General features: G+C 55.9%; 17 protein-coding genes. All 17 read left to right on the forward strand.

Annotated features, from left to right (window positions below; genetic code table 11):
* Positions 1 to 51 precede the first annotated feature (51 nt).
* The 17 genes from C1J03_RS05450 to cysG all read left to right on the forward strand — a co-directional run bounded on the left by C1J03_RS05450 (position 52) and on the right by cysG (position 21,043).
* On the forward strand, positions 52 to 999 hold the full coding sequence (locus tag C1J03_RS05450) for a carbohydrate ABC transporter permease (protein ID WP_114884449.1): 948 nt from the start codon (positions 52 to 54) through the stop codon (positions 997 to 999).
* Entirely contained in the window at positions 996 to 1,934 is a 939-nt protein-coding gene (locus tag C1J03_RS05455) for a carbohydrate ABC transporter permease (RefSeq protein ID WP_114884452.1), read from the forward strand. Before C1J03_RS05450 ends, C1J03_RS05455 begins: the two co-directional genes overlap by 4 nt.
* A complete protein-coding gene (locus tag C1J03_RS05460) occupies positions 1,931 to 2,119 on the forward strand; it encodes a hypothetical protein (RefSeq protein ID WP_114884454.1) in 189 nt (62 codons plus the stop codon). The genes C1J03_RS05455 and C1J03_RS05460 overlap by 4 nt, the downstream gene beginning before the upstream one ends.
* 2 nt (positions 2,120 to 2,121) lie before the next feature.
* A complete protein-coding gene (locus C1J03_RS05465) occupies positions 2,122 to 3,219 on the forward strand; it encodes an ABC transporter ATP-binding protein (RefSeq protein WP_114884456.1) in 1,098 nt (365 codons plus the stop codon).
* Positions 3,212 to 4,207 (forward strand): ABC transporter ATP-binding protein, encoded by a 996-nt coding sequence (locus tag C1J03_RS05470; RefSeq protein WP_114884458.1) that lies wholly within the window; start codon positions 3,212 to 3,214, stop codon positions 4,205 to 4,207. Before C1J03_RS05465 ends, C1J03_RS05470 begins: the two co-directional genes overlap by 8 nt.
* 10 nt (positions 4,208 to 4,217) lie before the next feature.
* Positions 4,218 to 5,837 carry a dihydroxyacetone kinase subunit DhaK gene (locus C1J03_RS05475; RefSeq protein ID WP_114884460.1) on the forward strand — a complete coding sequence of 540 codons (1,620 nt, stop codon included), beginning with the start codon at positions 4,218 to 4,220 and terminating at the stop codon, positions 5,835 to 5,837.
* Between the two features lie 326 nt (positions 5,838 to 6,163).
* A complete protein-coding gene (locus tag C1J03_RS05485) occupies positions 6,164 to 6,871 on the forward strand; it encodes an IS6 family transposase (RefSeq protein ID WP_114884464.1) in 708 nt (235 codons plus the stop codon).
* Positions 6,872 to 7,117: 246 nt separating this feature from the next.
* Positions 7,118 to 7,702, forward strand: a complete 585-nt coding sequence (locus C1J03_RS05490; RefSeq protein ID WP_114884466.1) for an ANTAR domain-containing response regulator — start codon at positions 7,118 to 7,120, stop codon at positions 7,700 to 7,702.
* Positions 7,699 to 8,847 carry a CmpA/NrtA family ABC transporter substrate-binding protein gene (locus C1J03_RS05495; RefSeq protein ID WP_114884468.1) on the forward strand — a complete coding sequence of 383 codons (1,149 nt, stop codon included), beginning with the start codon at positions 7,699 to 7,701 and terminating at the stop codon, positions 8,845 to 8,847. The genes C1J03_RS05490 and C1J03_RS05495 overlap by 4 nt, the downstream gene beginning before the upstream one ends.
* Before the next feature lie 246 nt (positions 8,848 to 9,093).
* Positions 9,094 to 10,464: a CmpA/NrtA family ABC transporter substrate-binding protein gene (locus C1J03_RS05500; protein ID WP_114884470.1), complete on the forward strand. Its 1,371-nt coding sequence runs from the start codon at positions 9,094 to 9,096 to the stop codon at positions 10,462 to 10,464.
* Between the two features lie 71 nt (positions 10,465 to 10,535).
* Positions 10,536 to 11,624 carry an ABC transporter permease gene (locus tag C1J03_RS05505; protein WP_114884472.1) on the forward strand — a complete coding sequence of 363 codons (1,089 nt, stop codon included), beginning with the start codon at positions 10,536 to 10,538 and terminating at the stop codon, positions 11,622 to 11,624.
* A 5-nt stretch (positions 11,625 to 11,629) separates the two neighbouring features.
* Positions 11,630 to 13,318, forward strand: coding sequence for an ABC transporter ATP-binding protein (locus tag C1J03_RS05510; RefSeq protein WP_114884474.1), 1,689 nt, complete (start codon positions 11,630 to 11,632; stop codon positions 13,316 to 13,318).
* Positions 13,319 to 13,322: 4 nt separating this feature from the next.
* On the forward strand, positions 13,323 to 15,761 hold the full coding sequence (gene nirB, locus C1J03_RS05515; RefSeq protein WP_114884477.1) for a nitrite reductase large subunit NirB: 2,439 nt from the start codon (positions 13,323 to 13,325) through the stop codon (positions 15,759 to 15,761).
* Positions 15,758 to 16,093 (forward strand): nitrite reductase small subunit NirD, encoded by a 336-nt coding sequence (gene nirD, locus C1J03_RS05520; RefSeq protein ID WP_114884479.1) that lies wholly within the window; start codon positions 15,758 to 15,760, stop codon positions 16,091 to 16,093. The genes nirB and nirD overlap by 4 nt, the downstream gene beginning before the upstream one ends.
* Positions 16,090 to 18,666 carry a nitrate reductase gene (locus C1J03_RS05525; RefSeq protein WP_114884482.1) on the forward strand — a complete coding sequence of 859 codons (2,577 nt, stop codon included), beginning with the start codon at positions 16,090 to 16,092 and terminating at the stop codon, positions 18,664 to 18,666. The genes nirD and C1J03_RS05525 overlap by 4 nt, the downstream gene beginning before the upstream one ends.
* A complete protein-coding gene (locus C1J03_RS05530; RefSeq protein WP_114884484.1) occupies positions 18,663 to 19,598 on the forward strand; it encodes a glycosyl transferase family 3 in 936 nt (311 codons plus the stop codon). The genes C1J03_RS05525 and C1J03_RS05530 overlap by 4 nt, the downstream gene beginning before the upstream one ends.
* Positions 19,595 to 21,043 carry a siroheme synthase CysG gene (cysG, locus tag C1J03_RS05535; protein ID WP_114884487.1) on the forward strand — a complete coding sequence of 483 codons (1,449 nt, stop codon included), beginning with the start codon at positions 19,595 to 19,597 and terminating at the stop codon, positions 21,041 to 21,043. Before C1J03_RS05530 ends, cysG begins: the two co-directional genes overlap by 4 nt.
* Positions 21,044 to 21,132 lie beyond the last annotated feature (89 nt).

Raw genomic sequence — 21,132 nt, forward strand, 5'->3', positions numbered from 1 at the left:
AACTTTCATTGACGTATGCGCGGCACACATTCCGCGACAAGGACACACACCATGACCCTTTCCCCCATGGATACGGCGGCCAGTAAAACGCCCGAGAGCATGGCCAAACGCATTCGCGGACTGTCCGATCGGACAATCGCGTGGATATTCGTCGCACCGACGATCTTCCTGCTGCTCGCTGTGAATATCTTTCCGCTGATCTGGACCATCCGGCTGAGCTTTACGAATTTTCGGGTGAACCGCCCCAACAATGACGTGGAATGGGTTGGCCTACGTAACTACAAGCGTATTCTAAGCGATCCGGATGTCTGGAATACGATGCAGGCGACTGCCCACTTCTTGATCTGGACCATCGCGCTTCAAGTGCTGATTGGCTTCTTTCTCGCCTTTCTGATCAACAAGAAATTCAAAGGCAACGATATGTGGACCACGATCATCGTGTTTCCGATGATGTTGTCGCCCGCCGTTGTCGGCAACTTCTGGACGTTCCTGTACCAGCCGCAAATCGGCCTGTTTAACTACGTCGTGACCTTCTTCACAGGTGGCGATCCGGCAAGTTTCTCGATGATTGGCGATGTGCATTTGGCACCTTGGGCCATCATTATTGCAGATACATGGATGTGGACACCCTTTGTGATGTTGATCTGTCTTGCGGGGCTTCGGTCTATTCCTGACAGCATATACGAGGCCGCCGAATGTGACCGTGCCAGTAAATGGCGCCAGTTCTGGACGCTGACTATTCCGATGGCGCTGCCGTTCTTGATGCTGGCTGTGCTGTTCCGCGGGATCGAGAACTTTAAGATGTTCGATCTGGTTGTGCAGCTCACAGGTGGCGGTCCGGGTAACACCACGACGCTGACCTCGATTGATTTGAAACGAGAGGCTTTTGAGAAGTGGCGCACGGGATATTCCTCTGCCTACGCTGTGATCCTCTTCGTGACCGTCTTTGGCCTTGCCTCGATCTACGTCAAAGCCCTGAACAAGGTAAAAGAAAGATGAGTTTTTCAGTCACAGAGCCCACCAAGGGCACCAAGTGGTTCGCCGGAATTTTGGTGATTGGCTATGCCTGCATCACGCTTGTCCCTTTGCTTTGGATCATCGCGACAGGGTTCAAATCCCCAACAGATTCTATCGCCTACCCGCCCGTGGTGGTGTTCGAGCCGACGCTGGAAGGTTATGTGAACCTGTTCACTGACCGGACCCGTGCAACGCCTGACATGCTAGAGGCCGCTGGTCCTGCGGAAACATGGTACGACAAGATCACGCGCGAACGTGGCACAGTTATCTCTGGCCCATCACGCTATGGCGAGCGGTTCTTGAACTCGGTCATTATCGGGTTTGGGTCGACGGCCCTGTGTATGGTCTTGGGCACAATGGCAGCCTACGCTTTCAGTCGGTTCAAAGTGCCGCTCAAAGATGACTTGCTGTTCTTCATCCTGTCGACACGGATGATGCCACCCATCGCGGTTGCTATCCCGATCTTCCTGATGTTCCGTAATCTGGGGCTGAACGACACCCATCTTGGCATGATCCTGCTGTACACAGCTGTGAATCTGTCGCTGTCGGTCTGGTTGCTGAAAGGCTTCATCGATGAGATCCCGATCGAGTACGAAGAAGCGGCATTGATCGACGGCTACACTCGGTTCCAAGCCTTTTACAAAGTGGTCTTGCCACAAGCAGCCACTGGCATCGCATCCACAGCAATCTTTTGTCTGATCTTTGCGTGGAACGAATATGCGTTTGCTGTTCTGTTGACGTCTGGCACGGCGCAAACGGCACCGCCCTTTATCCCGACAATCATCGGCACCAGCGGCAAAGATTGGCCTGCGGTGGCTGCGGGTGCCACGATCTTCCTGGTGCCGGTCATGGTCTTCACCATCCTGTTGCGCAAGCATTTGCTGCGCGGGATCACATTCGGGGCAGTCCGCAAATGATGAACATACTCAACGGTTTGCTGCGGTTCCGCCGTGGCCCATGGGAAATGCTGGCGACAATTCTGATTGCTGTGGGGGTCGTCATGTTGATGCAACCCTTCGCCATCGGGCTCTACAGCTATTCCTTCATTGTCACCCTTGTCGGCACGGTGATGTTCATCATCGTCAGCCATTTTCCGGAGTAATCATGGCACAGATACGTATTGAAAACGTGCGCAAGGACTTTGGCTCGTTCAACGCGGTGAAGTCATCGACGTTCACAATTGAAGACGGCGAGTTCTTCATGCTGCTGGGGCCTTCGGGCTGCGGCAAGACCACGACATTGCGAATGATGGCGGGGCTTGAGCTGCCAACATCGGGCGAGATTTATATCGATGGTGAAGAGGTCGGCATGAAACCGGCATCCCAGCGTGATATTGCTTTCGTGTTCCAGATGTTCGCCCTGTATCCGCATTTGAATGTGGGCAAAAACATCAGCTATCCGTTGCGGTGTCAGGGCATGCCCAAGGCGCAGGTGAAAAAGAAAGTCGGCGAGATCGCCGAGATCCTTGGCATCACCGATATCTTGAAAAAACCTGTCGGTGGCCTGTCAGGTGGTGACCGTCAACGTGTGGCCCTTGGCCGTGCGATTGTGCGTGACCCCAAGGCGTTCTTCATGGACGAACCGCTTGGTGCATTGGACGCGGAATTCCGCGAGCACATGTCTGAAGAACTGCGCGCCTTGCATGATCGCATGAACGCAACAACGGTTTATGTGACCCATGACCAGCTTGAGGCGATGCAGATGGGGGACAAGATCGTCGTGATGAACCACGGATCAGTCGAACAATTCGGCGTACCGCAGGACATTTACGATTGGCCGGCGACAAAATTTGTGGCTCAATTTATTGGCTCGCCGTGCATGAATTTCCTCGATTTTCAGGGGATGATTGGCAAGGGCGGAAACGAAGTACGCCTCAATGATATCTCTTTAAGCGTGCCAAAAAGTATCGATGGCGCGAATGGTGCGATCTCATTCGGTGTGCGACCTGAACACGTAAAACTGGACGATGCGGCCGCGTATCGCGGGCGGATCAAGGCGACCGAGTATTTGGGTACAACGCAGATCGTGACGCTTGAAACGGCCAACGGCGAAATCAAGGCCCGCGTTGCAAGCTCGGAAAACGTGAAAGTCGGTGATCAAACCGGCCTTACGTTCGACCCTCGGACAATCACTTTGTTTGACGCAGAAACCGGTGCGGCATTGCGCAGCCAAGCCAACGGAGGAGTGCTAGTCCATGGCTGAAGTGACTCTAAACGGGATATCTAAATCCTACGGCGCAGAGGTCGCGCTTGATAATGTAACGATGACCATTCCTGATGGTGCGTTTGTTGTTCTGCTGGGCCCGACTGGGGCTGGAAAGACGACGACGTTGCGCATGGTGTCAGGGCTAGACAAGCCTGATACTGGCAGCGTTACGATTGGTGGGCGCGATGTCGCGTCGTTCACACCCGCACAACGTGATGTCGCGATGGTGTTCCAGCAGTACTCGCTTTATCCGCACCTGACCGTACGACAGAACCTTGAATTCCCGTTGAAATCGCCAATCTTGCGGACACCTCAGGCGGAGATAAATCGCAAGGTAAATGCAGTCGCAGAGGTTTTGCAGATCAGCCACAAGCTCGACAACAAAGCGACTGCTTTGTCGGGCGGCGAAATGCAGCGTGTGTCAATTGGACGTGCTTTGGTACGCGAGCCGTCGGTTTATTTGATGGACGAACCGCTTAGCTCTCTGGATGCGAAGCTGCGATCGGACCTGCGTATTGAGTTGAAAAGCATTCAAGCGGATTCAGGTGCGACGATGCTTTACGTCACGCACGATCAAACCGAAGCGATGACCATGGCGACACATGTTGGTGTGCTGGACGATGGTAAGTTGGTTCAATTCGGCAGCCCGCGCGAAATCTATGAAGACCCTATCAGCATTTATGCCGCCAGTCGTTTGGGGCAGCCACGTATCAATGTCTTACCATCTGACGTTTTTGGCGGCGCGCCTGACAAGGCGACACATATTGGCCTGCGGCCAGAGCAAATCATACAAGGCGAAGGCGAAGACAGCTTTGTGCAACGCGTTGAACATTTGGGCGATCAAACGCGCTTGCACCTGTCGTTCAAGTCGCACGACCTTATTACGGTGACGGATGCGCACACCGATCTGAAAGAAGGCGATATCATCCAGATCCGTCCCGAAAACCCATTCTTTTTTGACGCCGCTGGTGCGCGCATTTCGTAGGAGAGACACCATGAAACAGTTTATCAATGCCAAACAGGACATGGTGACCGAAGCGATTGACGGCACCATTGCTGCGTCGGGCGGAACACTTACACGGCTTGACGGTTATCCTCATATCCGCGTGGTCGTGCGGTCGGATTGGGACAAATCAAAGGTGGCTTTGGTGTCTGGCGGCGGGTCCGGCCACGAGCCGGCACACGCTGGGTTCGTCGGTGAAGGCATGTTGACAGCAGCCGTCTGCGGCGATGTTTTCGCATCACCGTCAGTTGACGCTGTCTTGGCTGCTATCTTGGCCGTGACAGGTCCGGCGGGCTGTTTGCTGATCGTGAAAAACTACACGGGCGATCGCTTGAACTTTGGCTTGGCTGCGGAACGTGCGCGGGCGTTTGGTCATAAAGTCACAGTCGTCATTGTGGACGACGACATTGCACTTCCGGACTTGCCCCAAGCGCGTGGTCTTGCCGGTACACTCTTCGTCCACAAAATCGCAGGTGCTATGGCGGCGAGCGGTGCCAATCTTGATGCGTGCACAATTGCAGCAAAGCGGGTGATTGCATCAACTCGCAGCATCGGGCTGTCGCTTGATACCTGTTCCGTCCCCGGCTCTTTGAAAGAAGATCGTATTCCGCCTGGCATGGCAGAGCTTGGCCTTGGCATTCACGGTGAAGCTGGCGTTGAACAAGTTGCCTCTGCGGGGGCAGTGGATGCAATCGCGAAGGTGACAGAAAAGCTAAGCGTCGATATGCCGAAAACGCCGCATGTTGTTTTGATCAACAACCTTGGCGGGGCATCCTGCCTTGAAATGGCAATTTTGACGGACAGCCTTTTGTCCTCCGACTTTGGGCAGAATATCAGCCTTGTTGTCGGCCCGAGCACGATGATGACCGCTCTTGATATGCACGGTTTCTCGGTTTCGGTTTGCGAGCTTGCGGATGGAGATGAAAAGTTTCTGAAAGAAGCCGCTCAGGTGCTTGCATGGCCCGGTTGTCGGTCCGTTGATAAGCCTGTGGTCTTGCCGCTGCCCGATGGTTTGACACCGATCCGGGCACCAGCGTCTGCACATGCGCCAACAAAGGCATTTTTGACGAATTGCTGTGAAGTATTGATTGCTTCTGAGGGTGATCTGAACCTGCTAGATGCTAAATCTGGCGATGGTGACACTGGGTCAACCTTGGCTGGTGCATCGCGCGCGCTGATTGGGGCGATGGATACATTGCCGCTTGCAGATCACACGCAGCTTTACCGTGCCATTGGGTTGGAACTAAGCCAAACCATGGGCGGGTCATCAGGGGTGTTGCTTGCCATCTTCTTTGCGGCAGCAGGCGACGCATCATCATCGGGTCAGACGATGCGCGACGCTTTGATTTCTGGTCTTGACCGGATGCGTCAAATTGGCGGTGCTAATCCAGGTGACCGGACTATGGTTGACGCGTTGTTGCCGGCTTTGGACGCTTTGAATGACGGTTTGCCATCCGCTGCTACAGCTGCCCGCAAAGGCGCGCAATATACAGCCTCGCTGACCTCCGCAAAGGCAGGGCGCGCAAGCTACATCAACGCAGAACAGCTTGACGGTCATATCGACCCGGGCGCTGAAGCTGTTGCGCGGTTGTTCGAGCATTTGGCCAGCTGACATGCAGCCTAGAGCCTTAAGTGAATACCTTGCCCGCAACGCGAGCGAGGTAGCTCTTGCTGACCTGATCGAACGCATCGCGAGCGCTTGCTAATCCATATCCGACCTCGTCAACGCAAGTGCGCTGGACGGTCATCAAGGGTCCACTAACGAGATTAATCCACAAGGAGAAGAGCAAAAGCCTCTCGATATCCTCGCGGACGAGGTATTTGTGCGATGTAGCAGCGCCAATGACAGCCTTTCTGCGCTGATCTCTGAAGAGGTGGAAGGGCACTGTCAGAAGAAAACTGGTTGAGGCGGGCAGGGGGGACGCCTAGCGTCGCCGGATGACAAAGCGCTCCCCTTTTCGCTACTTTAAGACGTCCCCCGAAATCATCCGCCTGGCGGTTATGATGTATATGCGTTATCCACTTTCACTACGAAATGTGGAGGATCTGCTGCACGAACGCGGCATCGAGATCAGCCACGAGACGGTTCGATTTTGGTGGAACCGTTTCGGCCCGTTGTTTGCCGCGGAGATCCGAAGAAAACGGGTTCAGCACCTTCGCGCTCATTCGAATTGGCAATGGCACTTGGACGAAGTGTTCGTAAAAATCAACGGAGAAACCCACTATCTCTGGCGGGCTGTGGATCACGAAGGCGAAGTGTTGGAAAGCCACGTTACGAAGCGCCGAGATCGAAAAGCAGCATTGAAATTCCTCAGAAAAACAATGAAACGATATGGTCCACCATATGTCATCGTGACCGATCTACTGCGGTCTTACGGCGCCGCGATGAAGGTTATCGGCAATGTGGGCAAACAGGAAACCGGCCGCTGGCTGAATAACCGGGCCGAGAATTCACATCAGCCTTTTCGACGAAGAGAGCGGGGGATGCTGCGCTTCAGAGGAACGCGAACATTGCAGAAATTCGTCTCCGTCCACTCTTCGGTCCACAATCATTTCAACCAGGAACGTCACCTCTACAGCCGGGAATACTTCAAGCTGAACCGAACCGCCGCTCTCACCGAGTGGCGTCAGTTGGGCATGGCATAAAGGGCAGTTTCATTGTACTTGCAGAGACTGGTTTGCATTGGTCTGACAGCACCTAAAGTGGCCTTCTTTAACTACAGTTCAGCTTCTACAACCGACCGAATTCTCATTAGTCCCAAACCTTCAAGTGCCTATTTTTCAATCGTTATGCTCTCAAGCTGCACAAAAACATAAACATACCAACAGATATTCCACATTGCTGCGTTCACGAAGATGTCCTCTCACGCAGTATAGAGCTACCCGAAAAGGATGAGAAAAGACCTGAGCATCCTTGTTGTCGAAGCTGATAGCGTCAAAGCAAAAAACATTATCGACGCTCTGCTGGAGGCAGGGTGGAACTATGTGCATGCAATTGCTCAGGTTTCTGGGCTTGAGCAGTCTGTTGCAAAACATGCCCCTGACATTGTGCTGATCGATATAGCCAACCCGGACCGTGACACGCTGGAACACATAGGTGCGGTCTCTGATGCCAAATCGCGGGCTGTTGCGATGTTTGTTGATCAGACCGACCAGCATCTGACCCAAGCCGCCCTTGCCGCCGGTGTCAGCGCCTATGTTGTTGACGGGTTGCAGATGAATCGCATCAAATCGGTGATCGAAACCGCGATTGCACGGTTCCAGATGATGCGGCAGATGCAGTCGGAGCTGGATGCTGCCAAACAGGCGCTAGAGGATCGTAAAACCGTTGATCGTGCCAAGGGCATCTTGATGCGCAAGCGCTCTATACCCGAGGACGAAGCCTATAAACTGATACGCAAAGCCGCGATGGATCAGGGGCGCAAGGTTATTGATGTCGCACAAGCATTGGTGACGGCATCGGATCTGCTGTCATGAGCAACACCGTTTTGAACTGCGGGTATGTTCCGTTGGTCGACTCTGCGCCACTGATTATAGCACGCGAACTTGGTTTTGCTGCCGAAGAAGGTTTGGATCTTAATCTCATTCAGCAACCGTCATGGTCGGCCCTACGTGACATGCTTGCTTTAGGACATCTGGATGCCGCACAGATGTTGTCGCCGATGCCCGTTGCCATGTCGCTCGGGCTTGGGGGATTGCCGGCAAAAATCGACAGTCTGATGGGGCTGTCGGCTAATGGCACTGTGTTTGGTGTATCTACAAGGCTGGCAGATGCTTTGGGAATGTTGCCCTTTGGCGATCCAAATCTGTTGCTTTCCGCCTTAATAACGCGTGATCCCCAGCCCTTGCGAGTAGGTGTGCCGTTTCCCTTCTCCATGCATCGCTTGCTTCTGTCCTATTGGATTGGCACGGCTCCTGATCTAAAGGTCGAGATTGTGACCGTTCCGCCTCCGCGCATGGCGGATGCTGTCGCGGAAGGTCACGTGGATGCATTTTGGGTCGGTGAACCTTGGGGCAGTGCGATCGTCGGGCGTGGTGTCGGCAGCATCTTGATGGCGGGGCGGCATGTCTGGGGCTTTGCGCCGGAAAAAGTACTGGCGGCCCGCCATGACTGGATCGCTGATAACCCTGATACAACGCGGCAATTGATGCGTGCTGTTTACCAATCCGCCCGTTGGCTGGATCTAGAAAAGAACAAACCACTTGCCATCGAAATTCTGGGGCGCAGCGAACATCTTAATCTCGCTCATGAGGTGATCGAACCTGCGGTTACTGGTTTTTTAACGCTGACGCAGGGCGGCACACCAACCAAAGTTGATCGGTTCTTGATGTTTCATAACCATGCCGCGTCTTTTCCATGGCGAAGTCAGGCCGCGTGGATTGCCGGGCAACTGGGCGCGGATGCGACAGGTATCGGCCGCGCCAAACAGTGTTTTCGCACGGATTTGTACCGCGAGAACCTTGGCCCCATCGGTGCGGACTTGCCCGGCGCGTCGGAAAAAATTGAAGGAACGATCCGCGAGGAGACTGCCGTCGCATCGTCTCGCGGTCAGATGATTCTTGCGCCGGATGCGTTTTTTGACGGCAGAACGTTCGATTTTGCGGCAACTGCTGCTGAATAAATAGGCATTCATCCGTTGCCATCGCCGTTTTTATGCCGCAGTGCAGAAAATTGTTGAAGCTGCCGGTAAACTGTTCAATCCTTGTATCAACACGTCAGACACTGCTGCCTGACTTTATTCTGCCAATGCCGGTGGAACCCTCCCAAGAGCAAAGTCGCTCGTAAGAAGCATGGAATTTTCCGTGGTGCTTACGTGCGGCTTTTTCAGTTTTTCGGGCTTTGCCCTTTCACACAAAGGACATCACAGATGTTTAGAAAACTTCCATATGCAATCGCGGCATCCAGCCTTCTGGCAACTGCCGCTTACGCCGAAATGCTGGACCTTGAGAAGGACGAGCTGACCTTCGGCTTTATCAAACTGACCGATATGGCACCTTTGGCCGTCGCGTATGAAAATGGTTATTTCGAGGACGAGGGCCTGTTCGTTACGTTGGAAGCGCAGGCCAACTGGAAAGTTCTACTGGACGGTGTCATCGATGGCCAACTTGACGGCGCGCACATGCTGGCGGGTCAGCCGCTTGCCGCCACCATCGGGTACGGCACCAAGGCGCATATCATCACACCCTTTTCGATGGACCTGAACGGCAATGCTATCACGGTTTCCAACGAGATTTGGGAGCAGATGAAACCCAATGTGCCCAAGATGGAGGATGGCCGCCCGCAGCATCCGATCAGCGCCGCTGCCCTTGAACCTGTTGTGGAGAAGTATAAGGACGAAGGCCTGCCTTTTAACATGGGTATGGTTTTCCCTGTCTCCACCCACAATTACGAGATCCGCTATTGGCTCGCAGCTGGTGGGTTGCAGCCGGGCTATTACTCTCCTGACGATGTAACAGGCACAATTGGGGCGGATGTTTTCCTCTCTGTTACACCGCCGCCGCAAATGCCCGCCACGATGGAGGCCGGTACAATCTATGGCTACGCGGTGGGCGAACCGTGGAACCAACAAGCTGTTTTCAAAGGCATCGGTGTGCCCGTCATCACTGACTACGACATGTGGAAGAACAACCCCGAGAAGGTCTTTGGCATCAACAAGGAATTCGCGGACGAGAACCCCAACACCACCATCGCCCTGACCAAAGCACTGATCCGTGCAGCAATCTGGCTGGACGAGAATGACAACGCCAACCGCGAAGAGGCGGTCGAAATTCTGGCACGCTCCGAGTATGTGGGCGCGGACGCCGAAGTGATCGCCAACTCAATGACCGGCTTCTTCGAGTTCGAGAAGGGCGACCGCCGCCCTGCACCCGATTTCAACGTGTTCTTTCGCTACAACGCGACTTATCCGTTCTATTCGGATGCCGTCTGGTATCTGACGCAGATGCGCCGCTGGGGCCAGATCGCTGAACCGAAGTCCGATGAGTGGTTCATGGAGACGGCCAAGGACGTCTACCGCCCCGATATCTATCTTCAGGCGGCCAAGCTGCTGGTCGATGACGGTATGGCGAACGAGGTCGACTTTCCCTTCGACAGCGATGGTTTCAAAGCGCCAACGCCTGCCGCGGATATCATCGACGGCATCGCCTATGACGGGCGCACGCCCAACGCCTACCTCGAAAGCCTGCCGATTGGCCTGAAGGGTGAGCAGATGATCGTTGACAGTGAGATCAAGGGCTAAGCCCTGAACGCCTCGCGGTACCAGCTGCGAGGCGCATTCAACATCTTTGCCAAGATCAAAGGATACCCCACATGTCTGCAACAGAACCCGATACATTCACCACTGTCACCTTGGACAAAGAGGCCAAGCGTGCCCGCCTGTTCACCCGTATCAACAAAGCTGACAACTGGTTTCAGGTTCTTGGTCTGGCATGGCTTACGCCGATCCTGAAAGCGGCGGCGGGGGATAACCCAAAGGCACAGGCTGGCGAAGTCTGGCGTTTGCTGGGGGTGCCCTTATTGGCAATCGCGATCTTCCTGCTGGCATGGGGCGCGCTGGCCCCCAAAGTGCAGACATCGCTGGGTGCGGTCCCCGGTCCCGCACAAGTTTGGGAACAGGCAGTCAGCCTGAACGCCGATGCCATACGGGAGCGTGAAAAAGCGGCAGCCTTCTACGAGCGCCAAGATACGCGCAATGCAAAGCTGGTTGCGGACGGCAAGGCAGAGGACGTCAAAGAGCGTGTCTATACAGGTAGACCCACCTATTACGCGCAAATCTGGACCTCTATCGTAACGGTATTCTTTGGCTTTCTGATTGCCTCCATCATCGCCATCCCGCTGGGCATCGCGGCGGGTCTGTCAAAGACGGCAAATGCGGCCCTCAACCCCCTCATCCAGATTTTTAAACCCGTCTCTCCGCTGGCGTGGCTGCCGATCGTAACGATGATCGTCTCTGCGGTTTACGCCAGCAATGACGGGATGTTCTCCAAATCTTTCCTGATCTCCGCCATCACCGTGACGCTCTGTTCGCTTTGGCCCACGCTGATCAACACAGCACTTGGGGTGTCCAGTATCGACAAAGACCTCGTGAGCGTCAGCCGCGTTCTTAAAATGAACACGTGGACCAAAATCACAAAGCTGGTGCTGCCCTCGGCGCTGCCGCTGATCTTCACCGGACTGCGGCTAAGCCTTGGTGTCGGCTGGATGGTGCTGATTGCCGCTGAAATGCTGGCGCAAAACCCCGGTTTGGGTAAATTCGTTTGGGACGAGTTCCAGAACGGATCGTCGCAATCGCTGGCCAAGATCATGGTGGCAGTCTTCACCATCGGGATCATCGGCTTCTTGCTGGACCGCGTGATGTACGCGCTGCAGTCCATGTTCACCTTCTCGGCAAACCGGTAACCTTCATGAGCATTTTATCCATCAAGAACGTCAACAAGGGTTTCGGCGTAGGCACGCACCGTGCCGAGATCCTCAAAGACATCAACCTAGAGGTTAAGGAGGGTGAGTTCCTCGCCATTCTTGGCTTTTCCGGCACTGGAAAATCTACTCTGATGAACCTGATTGCGGGTCTGGAGACGCCCGACAGTGGCAGCCTGACGTTCAAAGGCGCGCCAATCACCGAGCCGGGGCCGGAACGCGGACTGATTTTCCAAAGCTATTCCTTGATGCCGTGGCTGACAGTCGGCGGAAATGTCGGTCTGGCCGTTGATGCAGTCTTCCCCAAGCTATCCAAGGCCGCGCGGCATGAAAAGATCGACCACTACGTGTCAATGGTTGGCCTGTCCCACGCCACCAGCCGCCGTCCATCCGAGTTGTCAGGCGGTATGCGCCAGCGGGTAGCAGTCGCGCGCGCGCTGGCGATGAACCCCGAAATGTTGTTGCTGGATGAACCTCTCTCGGCGCTGGATGCGCTGACACGGGCCAATCTCGCGGACGAAATTCTCGAGATTTGGGAGCGGGATAAAAAGACCTGCATCTTGATCACCAATGACGTAGATGAGGCGATTTTATTGGCCGACCGCATTGTGCCGTTGAACCCGGACGGCACGCTGGCTGATCCAGTTGAGGTCAACATCCCGCGCCCGCGTGATCGGATGGCTATGAACAACGACGATATGTTCAAGGCATTGCGGGCCAATGTGACAAAATACCTGATGGATGTCGGTATCGAGGCAAAGGTTGAAGAAACCAAGACCCTGCCGAATGTCACCCCCATCCACGCGGTGCCACGTGTCGTGGCCGAAGCGCAGAAAAGCCCCATCGAGGAACGCTACCTCAATTTCTCGCAGCTGCATAAAATTTATCCTACGCCCAAGGGACCGCTGACGGTGGTTGAGGATTTTGACCTCAAAATCAACAAGGGCGAGTTTATTTCGCTGATCGGGCATTCAGGTTGTGGCAAATCCACAGTGCTGACCATGGCGGCGGGGCTGAACCCGATTTCCAAAGGGGCGATCCGGCTGGATGGCTGGAACGTCGAGGGCGCAGACCCCGAACGCGCTGTGGTGTTCCAATCGCCCAACCTCTTTCCGTGGCTCACCGCCAAAGAGAACGTCGCGATTGGGGTGGACAAGGTTTACCCCCGCGCCTCTCAGGCAGAGCGGCAGGATGTGATCGAATATTATCTGGAGCGCGTTGGTCTGGCCGACAGTATGGACAAGAATGCAGCGTCGCTCTCCAACGGAATGAAGCAACGTGTCGGCATTGCGCGGGCTTTTGCGCTCTCGCCCAAGCTATTGCTGCTTGATGAGCCTTTCGGCATGCTCGACAGCCTTACCCGTTGGGAGCTTCAAGAGGTCCTGATGGAGGTGTGGTCGCGTACCAAAGTCACCGCCGTTTGTGTCACGCACGATGTGGACGAGGCAATCTTGCTGGCCGACCGCGTGGTGATGATGACCAACGGGCCGCAAGCGACCATAGGCAAGATCACCGATGTGAAGCTGCCGCGCCCTCGCACCCGCAAAGCGCTGCTGGAGCATCCGGATTATTATGCCTACCGCCAAGAGGTGCTCGATTTCCTTGAGGAATATGAGCATGGCAACACATCCAAGACCGCCTCAGCCGCCCCCAAAAAACCAATCGCAGCGGAGTGAAGAGATGAAACAAAAACTGATCATCATTGGGGCGGGCATGGCGACAGGTCGTGCCTTGGAAACCCTGCTGGACGCGGCACCGGACGCCTATGACGTGACCCTGTTCAACGCCGAGCCGCGCGGTAACTATAACCGAATTATGCTGTCGCCAGTGCTGGCTGGTGACAAAACCTATGCCGAGATTGAGACGCACGATGCGCTGTGGTACGCCGAGAAGTGTGTGACCTGCCGCTTTGGCGAGAAGCTTGCCAGCATCAATCGCGTGGCCAAGACGGTGACGGCGCAGAATGGCGATGTGCTGGCCTATGACAAGCTGATGTTTGGAACCGGCTCCAATCCTTTCATCATCCCCCTGCCTGGCCATGATCTGGAAGGCGTCATCGCCTACCGCGATCTGGAAGACACCGAACGGATGATGGGGCTTGGACCTGTCAGCAAATGCGTCGTCATTGGTGGCGGTTTGTTGGGGCTTGAGGCCGCCGCTGGAATGGCCGCGCGCGGCGTCGATGTCACGGTTGTCCATATCATGGGCCACCTGATGGAGCGCCAGTTGGACGAAGCGGCGGGGTATCTTTTGCGCCGCGCACTGGTGGACAAAGGCATTACAATTAAATGTTCCGCCAACTCAAAAGAGATACTGGGTAAAGACGGACATGTCCGCGCATTATTACTGGATGATGGCACCGAGTTACCTTGCGATCTGCTGGTCATGGCCGTTGGCATCCGCCCCAACGTGGCATTGGCGTCTGAGGCGGGACTGGCTGTTGGGTGCGGCATTCATGTGGATGATCAGATGGTTACGTCTGATGCCGACATTCTAGCAGTTGGTGAATGTGTCGAACATGACGGCGCGATTTTTGGCCTTGTCGCACCTTTGTACGATCAGGCGCGGGTGGCGGCCAAGACCTTGTTGGGCGAGCATGCCATCTTTGTTCAAAAGGAGCTTTCGACCAAGCTGAAAGTGACCGGATGCGATCTGTTCAGTGCTGGTGACTTCGCCGACGGGGATGGTCGCGAAGACATAGTGTTCCGCGATCCGGCGCGTGGTGTCTACCGCCGTCTGGTGATCGAAAATGACGTGGTCATCGGTGCGGTTATGTATGGCGACACCGCTGACAGCAATTGGTTCTTTGGATTGATCCGAGAGCGTACTGATATTGCCGAAATGCGCGATACGTTGATCTTTGGTCCCGCCTATCAAGGAGGGACCCCGCTGGACCCGCTCACAGCCGTTGCAGCCTTATCGCGTGATGCGGAAATTTGTGGCTGCAACGGCATTTGCAAAGGCCAGATTGAAGACGCGATTGTAGCAGGCGCTGGTGATCTCGCAGCGATAAAAGCCACCACCAAGGCTTCGGCGTCTTGCGGGACATGTACCGGATTGGTCGAACAGGTCTTGGCCGTTACCTTGGGTGATGATTTCGTGTTGCCTGCTGCCGCATCGATTTGTGCCTGCACCGACATGACCCATGAAGACGTGCGCCGTATGATCAAGTCGCAACGCCTCACTTCCATGCCCGCCGTCTGGCAGGAGTGTGGGTGGAAGACATCTTGCGGGTGTCATGTCTGCCGGCCTGCGCTCAACTTCTACTTGCTGGCTGATTGGCCGCTTGAGTATCAAGATGATCCGCAAAGCCGGTTCATCAATGAACGCAAACACGCGAATATCCAGAAGGACGGCACATTCAGCGTCGTGCCGCGCATGTGGGGCGGGATCACCACGCCGGACGAGCTGCGTGCGATTGCCGATGCGGCGGATAAATACGCGGTGCCCACGGTCAAGGTAACCGGCGGGCAGCGCATTGATCTGCTGGGGGTGAAAGGTGAGGACCTCCCCGCCATCTGGGCCGATTTGAACGCGGCCGGAATGGTCTCGGGACATGCCTATTCCAAAGGTTTGCGCACGGTTAAGACCTGTGTGGGAACCGATCATTGCCGCTTTGGCACCCAAGACAGCACTGGGTTGGGTATCAAGCTGGAAAAGACGCTGTGGGGATCGTGGACGCCCCATAAGCTGAAACTTGGCGTATCAGGTTGCCCGCGCAATTGTGCGGAGGCGACCTGTAAAGATATCGGTATTGTTTGTGTCGACAGTGGGTATCAAATCTCCATTGGCGGCGCTGCGGGCATGGATGTGCGTGAAACCGAACTGTTGGTGCAGGTGGTCACGGAACAAGAAACCATCGATGTGATCAAAGCGATCACGCAGGCCTACCGCGAAAACGCACGTTATCTGGACCGCATCTATAAATGGATGGGCAAGGTGGGAATGGACTGGATCAAGGAGCGTGTGGTCGAGGATTTGGAGGAGCGCGCGGCCCTCGTCGATCGGTTCGAGTTGAGCCAGACTATCTATCGCCGTGACCCATGGGCAGATCACGTGCGCGACAAATTGCAAAGCTATCAACCCTTGGGAAACTTTGCGTTGGAGGCTGCAGAATGAGCGATTGGATAGACATTGCCGCCTTGGACGACGTGCCGCAACGCGGGGCTCGGATAGTGAAAACGCATAGCGGCTGTGTCGCGGTGTTCCGCACAAGTGCGGATGAGGTTTTCGCGCTCAACAACAGTTGCCCGCATAAGGGTGGCCCACTGTCAGAAGGCATCGTGCATGGTGCCTCCGTGACCTGCCCGCTGCACAACTGGGTTTTCTCACTTGAAACGGGACATGCGCAAGGGGCGGATGACGGCAAGGTGGCTACCTACCCCGCAAAAGTCGAGAACGGGCGTATTTTGTTGGATAAGGCCACTTTAAACCAGCGTATCGTCGCATGAGCCTCACGCGCACAACATGTCCCTATTGCGGCGTTGGTTGTGGTGTCTTGGCGGGGGCTGATGGCACCATCAAGGGCGATCCAGATCATCCAGCCAACTTTGGGCGGCTGTGCTCCAAAGGCTCGGCGCTGAATGAGACGATTGACCTGGAGGGGCGGCTTTTGCATCCGCAAATCGCAGGCAAGCAGGCCACATGGGACAGCGCACTTGATCTGGTCGCAAGCAAATTCAGCGAAGCGATCCGCGAGCATGGCCCTGATAGCGTGGCGTTTTATGTTTCGGGGCAACTTCTGACAGAAGACTACTACGTCGCCAACAAACTGATGAAGGGCTTCATCGGGTCGGCCAATATCGACACCAATTCACGGCTCTGCATGGCGTCCTCGGTGGCGGGACACAAACGCGCGTTTGGAACCGATACCGTCCCCGGCACCTACGCCGATCTTGATGAAGCAGACCTGATCGTGCTGGTCGGCTCCAACCTTGCGTGGTGTCATCCTGTGCTGTACCAGCGCATCGCGGCAGCCAAGGAAGCGCGCCCTTCGATGCGGGTCGTCAACATTGATCCGCGCCGTACGGCCACCTGCGATCTGGCGGATATGCATCTGAGGGTCGCCCCTGATGGTGATGTCGCTTTGTTCAACGGTCTTCTTGCGTATCTCGCAGACCACGATCATCTCGATATGGATTATGTCACTGCCCATGTGGGCGGTTGTCGGGCGGCTTTGGACGCCGCGCGCGCTACCGATCCTCTGGAGTCCGGAATAGACCCAAAAGAGCTTGCGCGGTTCTACCAGATTTGGGCGCAGACGACAAAGGTCGTCACCGTCTATTCCCAAGGCGTAAACCAATCGGCATGCGGCACTGACAAAGTCGGCGCGATCTTGAATTGTCATCTGGCCACGGGCCGCATCGGTAAGGTAGGCGCTGGCCCATTTTCGGTCACTGGACAGCCAAACGCCATGGGCGGCCGCGAGGTGGGCGGCCTTGCCAATATGCTCGCCAATCATCTGGATATCGAGAACGCGGACCACCGCGAAAAGGTGCAGACCTTCTGGAACAGCCCAACCATTTGCACGTCAGCAGGCCTCAAGGCAGTTGATCTGTTCGATGCCTGTGCGACTGGCAAGATCAAAGCGTTGTGGGTCATGTCTACCAATCCTGCGGTCTCGATGCCCGATGCCGACGGCGTTGCACGTGCTATCGCCAACGTGCCCTTTGTCGCCATCTCGGACATCATGGCCAGGACAGACACCGGCGATTTGGCCGATGTGCTGCTGCCCGCGACAGGATGGGGCGAAAAGGACGGCACGGTGACCAACTCCGAGCGGCGGATCTCGCGCCAGCGTGCATTTTTGCCCGCACCTGCCGGAGCCCGCCCTGATTGGCGTATTGTCAGCGACGTGGCTACGCGGATGGGATTTGGGGGTGCTTTTGTCTATACATCACCTTCGGAAATATTTGCAGAATATATCGCATTGGACGCATCCGCACGAACCTTTGGACGTGATCTCGACCTGAGCATATTTGCCGATGCGGATTATGCCAATCTGCTTCCAACACAATGGCCGCGCAATGACATGCGGTTCTTTGCGGACGGGCAGTTCTACCACGCTGATGGAAAAGCGCGGATGCTACCAGTAAAGGCCCCGATACCGCGCCGCGCCGGATTGACCTTGAACACGGGCCGCAACCGCGACCAATGGCATACGATGACGCGGACGGGAAAGTCACCGAAACTGGGCGCACATCTGGCGGAGCCTTACCTGGAAATACACCCTGATGATGCTGCAGACATAACCGCCTCTCATGGCGATCTGATTGAGGTGGAGAATGTGCTTGGCACAACGATATTGCGCGCGATCGTCACAGACCGTGTCACGAAGGGCCAGCTTTTTGCACCCATGCACTGGACCCGTCAAACTTCGCGGAATGCTACAATCAACAGCGTGATTGCCCCGCTGACGGATCCCTATTCTGGCCAGCCGGCGTTGAAAAGTGGCAGCGTTTCCATAAGTCTGTACGCGGCCAAATGGTACGGTTTTTTGGCCTGCACGAACCAACCCGCAGCTGATACATCCTACGCAGCGATAGCGCGAACTCAGACAGGCTGGCAGATGGAATTGGCCAGTACGCAGACGCCTGATGATTGGATGCTTGAAGCCAAGCGTTTTGCGAGAGTGCCAAACGCGGAGGCCTCGATTTACGAGGACCGCGCAAATGGCAGCGTTCGGGTTGTCCTTCATGAGGGTGAACTGGTGCAGGCGGTCTTCTTTGCGGGACGCGAACCAGTGATCCTGTCGCGTGCGGCTGCGGTCTCATCTGTTGGCACCACCACTGCCTCGCTTCACGCGCTTGCAGGGCGGATGGGCAAAGACCAGCCCGATCCGGGTGCAGTGGTCTGCGCTTGCTTCAATGTAGGGCAAAACACCTTGCTCATCGCGATTGGCGACGGCGCGCAGACTGTTCAATCCTTGGGCGAAGTGACTTGTGCAGGAACGAACTGCGGCTCGTGCAAGCCAGAGTTGGCGCGACTTGTTGCGCAAAACTCGCTTGCGTTGGCCGCAGAATGACCTTGGCACCCTTCGTCCGGATTGTAGCCCAAGGCAAGGGCCGCGCCCGCGCCCTCACATTTGCCGAGGCCCAAGAGGCAATGACCGAAATACTGGAAGATCGCGCCGCACCCGAGGCCGTGGGTGGGCTGCTGATGGTACTCCGGTTGCGCGGCGAAGAGGCGCAAGAGATTGCAGGTTTTACGGCTGCTTTGCGGGAACATGTGTCAGGCGCGCTCCCCGCTGCTGATCTGGATTGGCCAAGCTACGCGGCGGGGCGCAGTCGGGGTGCGCCGCTTTATTTGTTGGCGGCGCGGCTGGTGGCGCAGGCCGGGGTCCGTATCTCGATGCACGGGCATAACGCGTATCAAAACGCAACGCTCGGGCCCCAAGACATCCGTGCGCTATTGGGGCCGCTGGTCCGGTATGACCCGCTTTCAGCACTATGTCCCGAGGCGTTCCAATTGCTCGATCTGCGCGCCGATCTTGGCCTGCGCTCCTGCATTAACACGGTTTTGCGCATGTGGAACCCGTCCCGCGCAGCCGCCACAGTTCAAGGCGTTTTCCATCCGTCCTACCGCAGTTTGCAGGCCCAAGCTGCGGAAATATTGGGGCAGAAAACCCTGAGCATTATCAAAGGTGGCGGCGGCGAGTTTGAGCGGCATCCGTCCAAAGACACAGTCTGTTTCGGGCTGCGTGCAGGTACACACATCCAACAGACAGCGCCAGCGATGCTGTCTGAGACCCGCCGCCTGCATGAAGTAGAAGCAGCCGTTGACGCTCTGGCACTTTGGGAGGGTAAAACGCGTGACGTATTCGCAGAAGCGACAGTGACTGGGACGGCAGCACTCGCCCTCTGGACCGACGACCCAACGACGACAATCGCGCGGGCCCAGGCCACTGCATTAGACTTATGGGCCAATCGCGACGCATACGAACGGCTCACCGCATGAAGACATTTCCCATGTTCTTTCAGATGGCCGGTCGTAAGGTCGTTATCGTCGGTGGAGGTGAGCAAGCCGCGCAGAAAACCCGCCTGATGCTCAAAACTGACGCGCATATCGTTGTGATCAGTGATGTACTTGACGACGAGCTCGCTGCATTGGCCGCCTCGGGCCGCATCGCGCATCAAAGTGGTCCGGTACAGGAACGCGATTTTGCCAACACAGTGCTGATCTTCATTGCAACAGGATGTCCCGGTGCAGACAGCGCAGTTTATGCTCTGGCCAAAGCCGCTGGTGCCACGGTAAATGTGGTCGATCAACCAAGTCTGTGCGATGTTATTACGCCCTCGATCGTGGACCGTGACCCAGTGGTTGTGGCCATCGGGACCGAAGGAACCGCTCCTGTTCTGGCCCGCCAGATCAAGACCCAAGTGGAACAATTGCTGGAACCAAACTTGGGTGATCTGGCAGCCCTTGCGGGACGTCTGCGCGCCAGTGCGGCGGCACGCCTTGGCCCGCGATTGCGGCGTGATTTGTGGCGTTGGGTGTTTGGGAATACGCCGCGCCGCAGCCATGCACGCGGTGCTTCGCGCGAAGCTGCACAGATGATCAAACAGGCGATTGAAACCGGCAATTTTGGTCACGATACGGGGGGAAGTGTCGCTTTGGTCGGTGCTGGCCCCGGCGCGAAAGACCTGATCACCCTGCGCGGTGTGCAACGCCTTCAGGAAGCAGATGTCATCTATTATGACCGCTTGGTCGATCCTGGAATTCTGGAACTTGCCCGCAGGGATGCCGAACGTATCTATGTTGGAAAACGACCCGGATGCCACAGTTGGCCGCAGGAAAAGATTACTCAGACGATGGTTACGGCCGCAAAAAGTGGTGCGCGTGTCGTCCGGTTGAAATGCGGGGATCCTGCAATTTTTGCCCGCAGCTTTGAGGAAATGGAGGCGTTGCGTGACGCCGATATCCCCTTCGAAGTAGTGCCGGGTGTCACAGCAGCCTGCGGTGCTGCGGCGGCGGCTTCACAGACATTGACGGAACGCGATGCAATCGACACTCTGATCTTGACGACGGGCCATCTTGCCAGTGGATATGGCGTGACTGATGCTGTTAAAAATCTGTCCCCGGGCAGCTGTATCGCGCTCTACATGGCAGTGGGTGCGGCAGATGGTGTAAGCGCGCAATTGTCTGCGAAACCCGGAGCAGCGGATATCTGCGTCACGATTGTCGCAAATGCACAATCTGAAGCGCAGGTAATTGCGACATGCGATATCCAATCTTTGTCGGCAACTCTTGCGCACCACGGGATCAAAAACACGGCCACGATCATTCTAAAATGGCGCAGGAAAGACGGGCATAACCAGCAGGTTTCAAAGCCAGATATTTCGAAGCCGTATGAAGCCTCTGCTTCGTCACCTTCTCTACTTGACGCGCGTATCTCTGCTTAAAGATTGGTCGAAGTGCGCTGTCTTCTTAAAGGACTGCCTCCAAGGCAAGCGCGTACCTGCGAATATCGGCAAGTACGGCAAATCTCATC

The organism is Sulfitobacter sp. SK012, from assembly GCF_003352085.1.
In the GTDB taxonomy this organism is placed as follows: Bacteria; Pseudomonadota; Alphaproteobacteria; order Rhodobacterales; family Rhodobacteraceae; genus Sulfitobacter.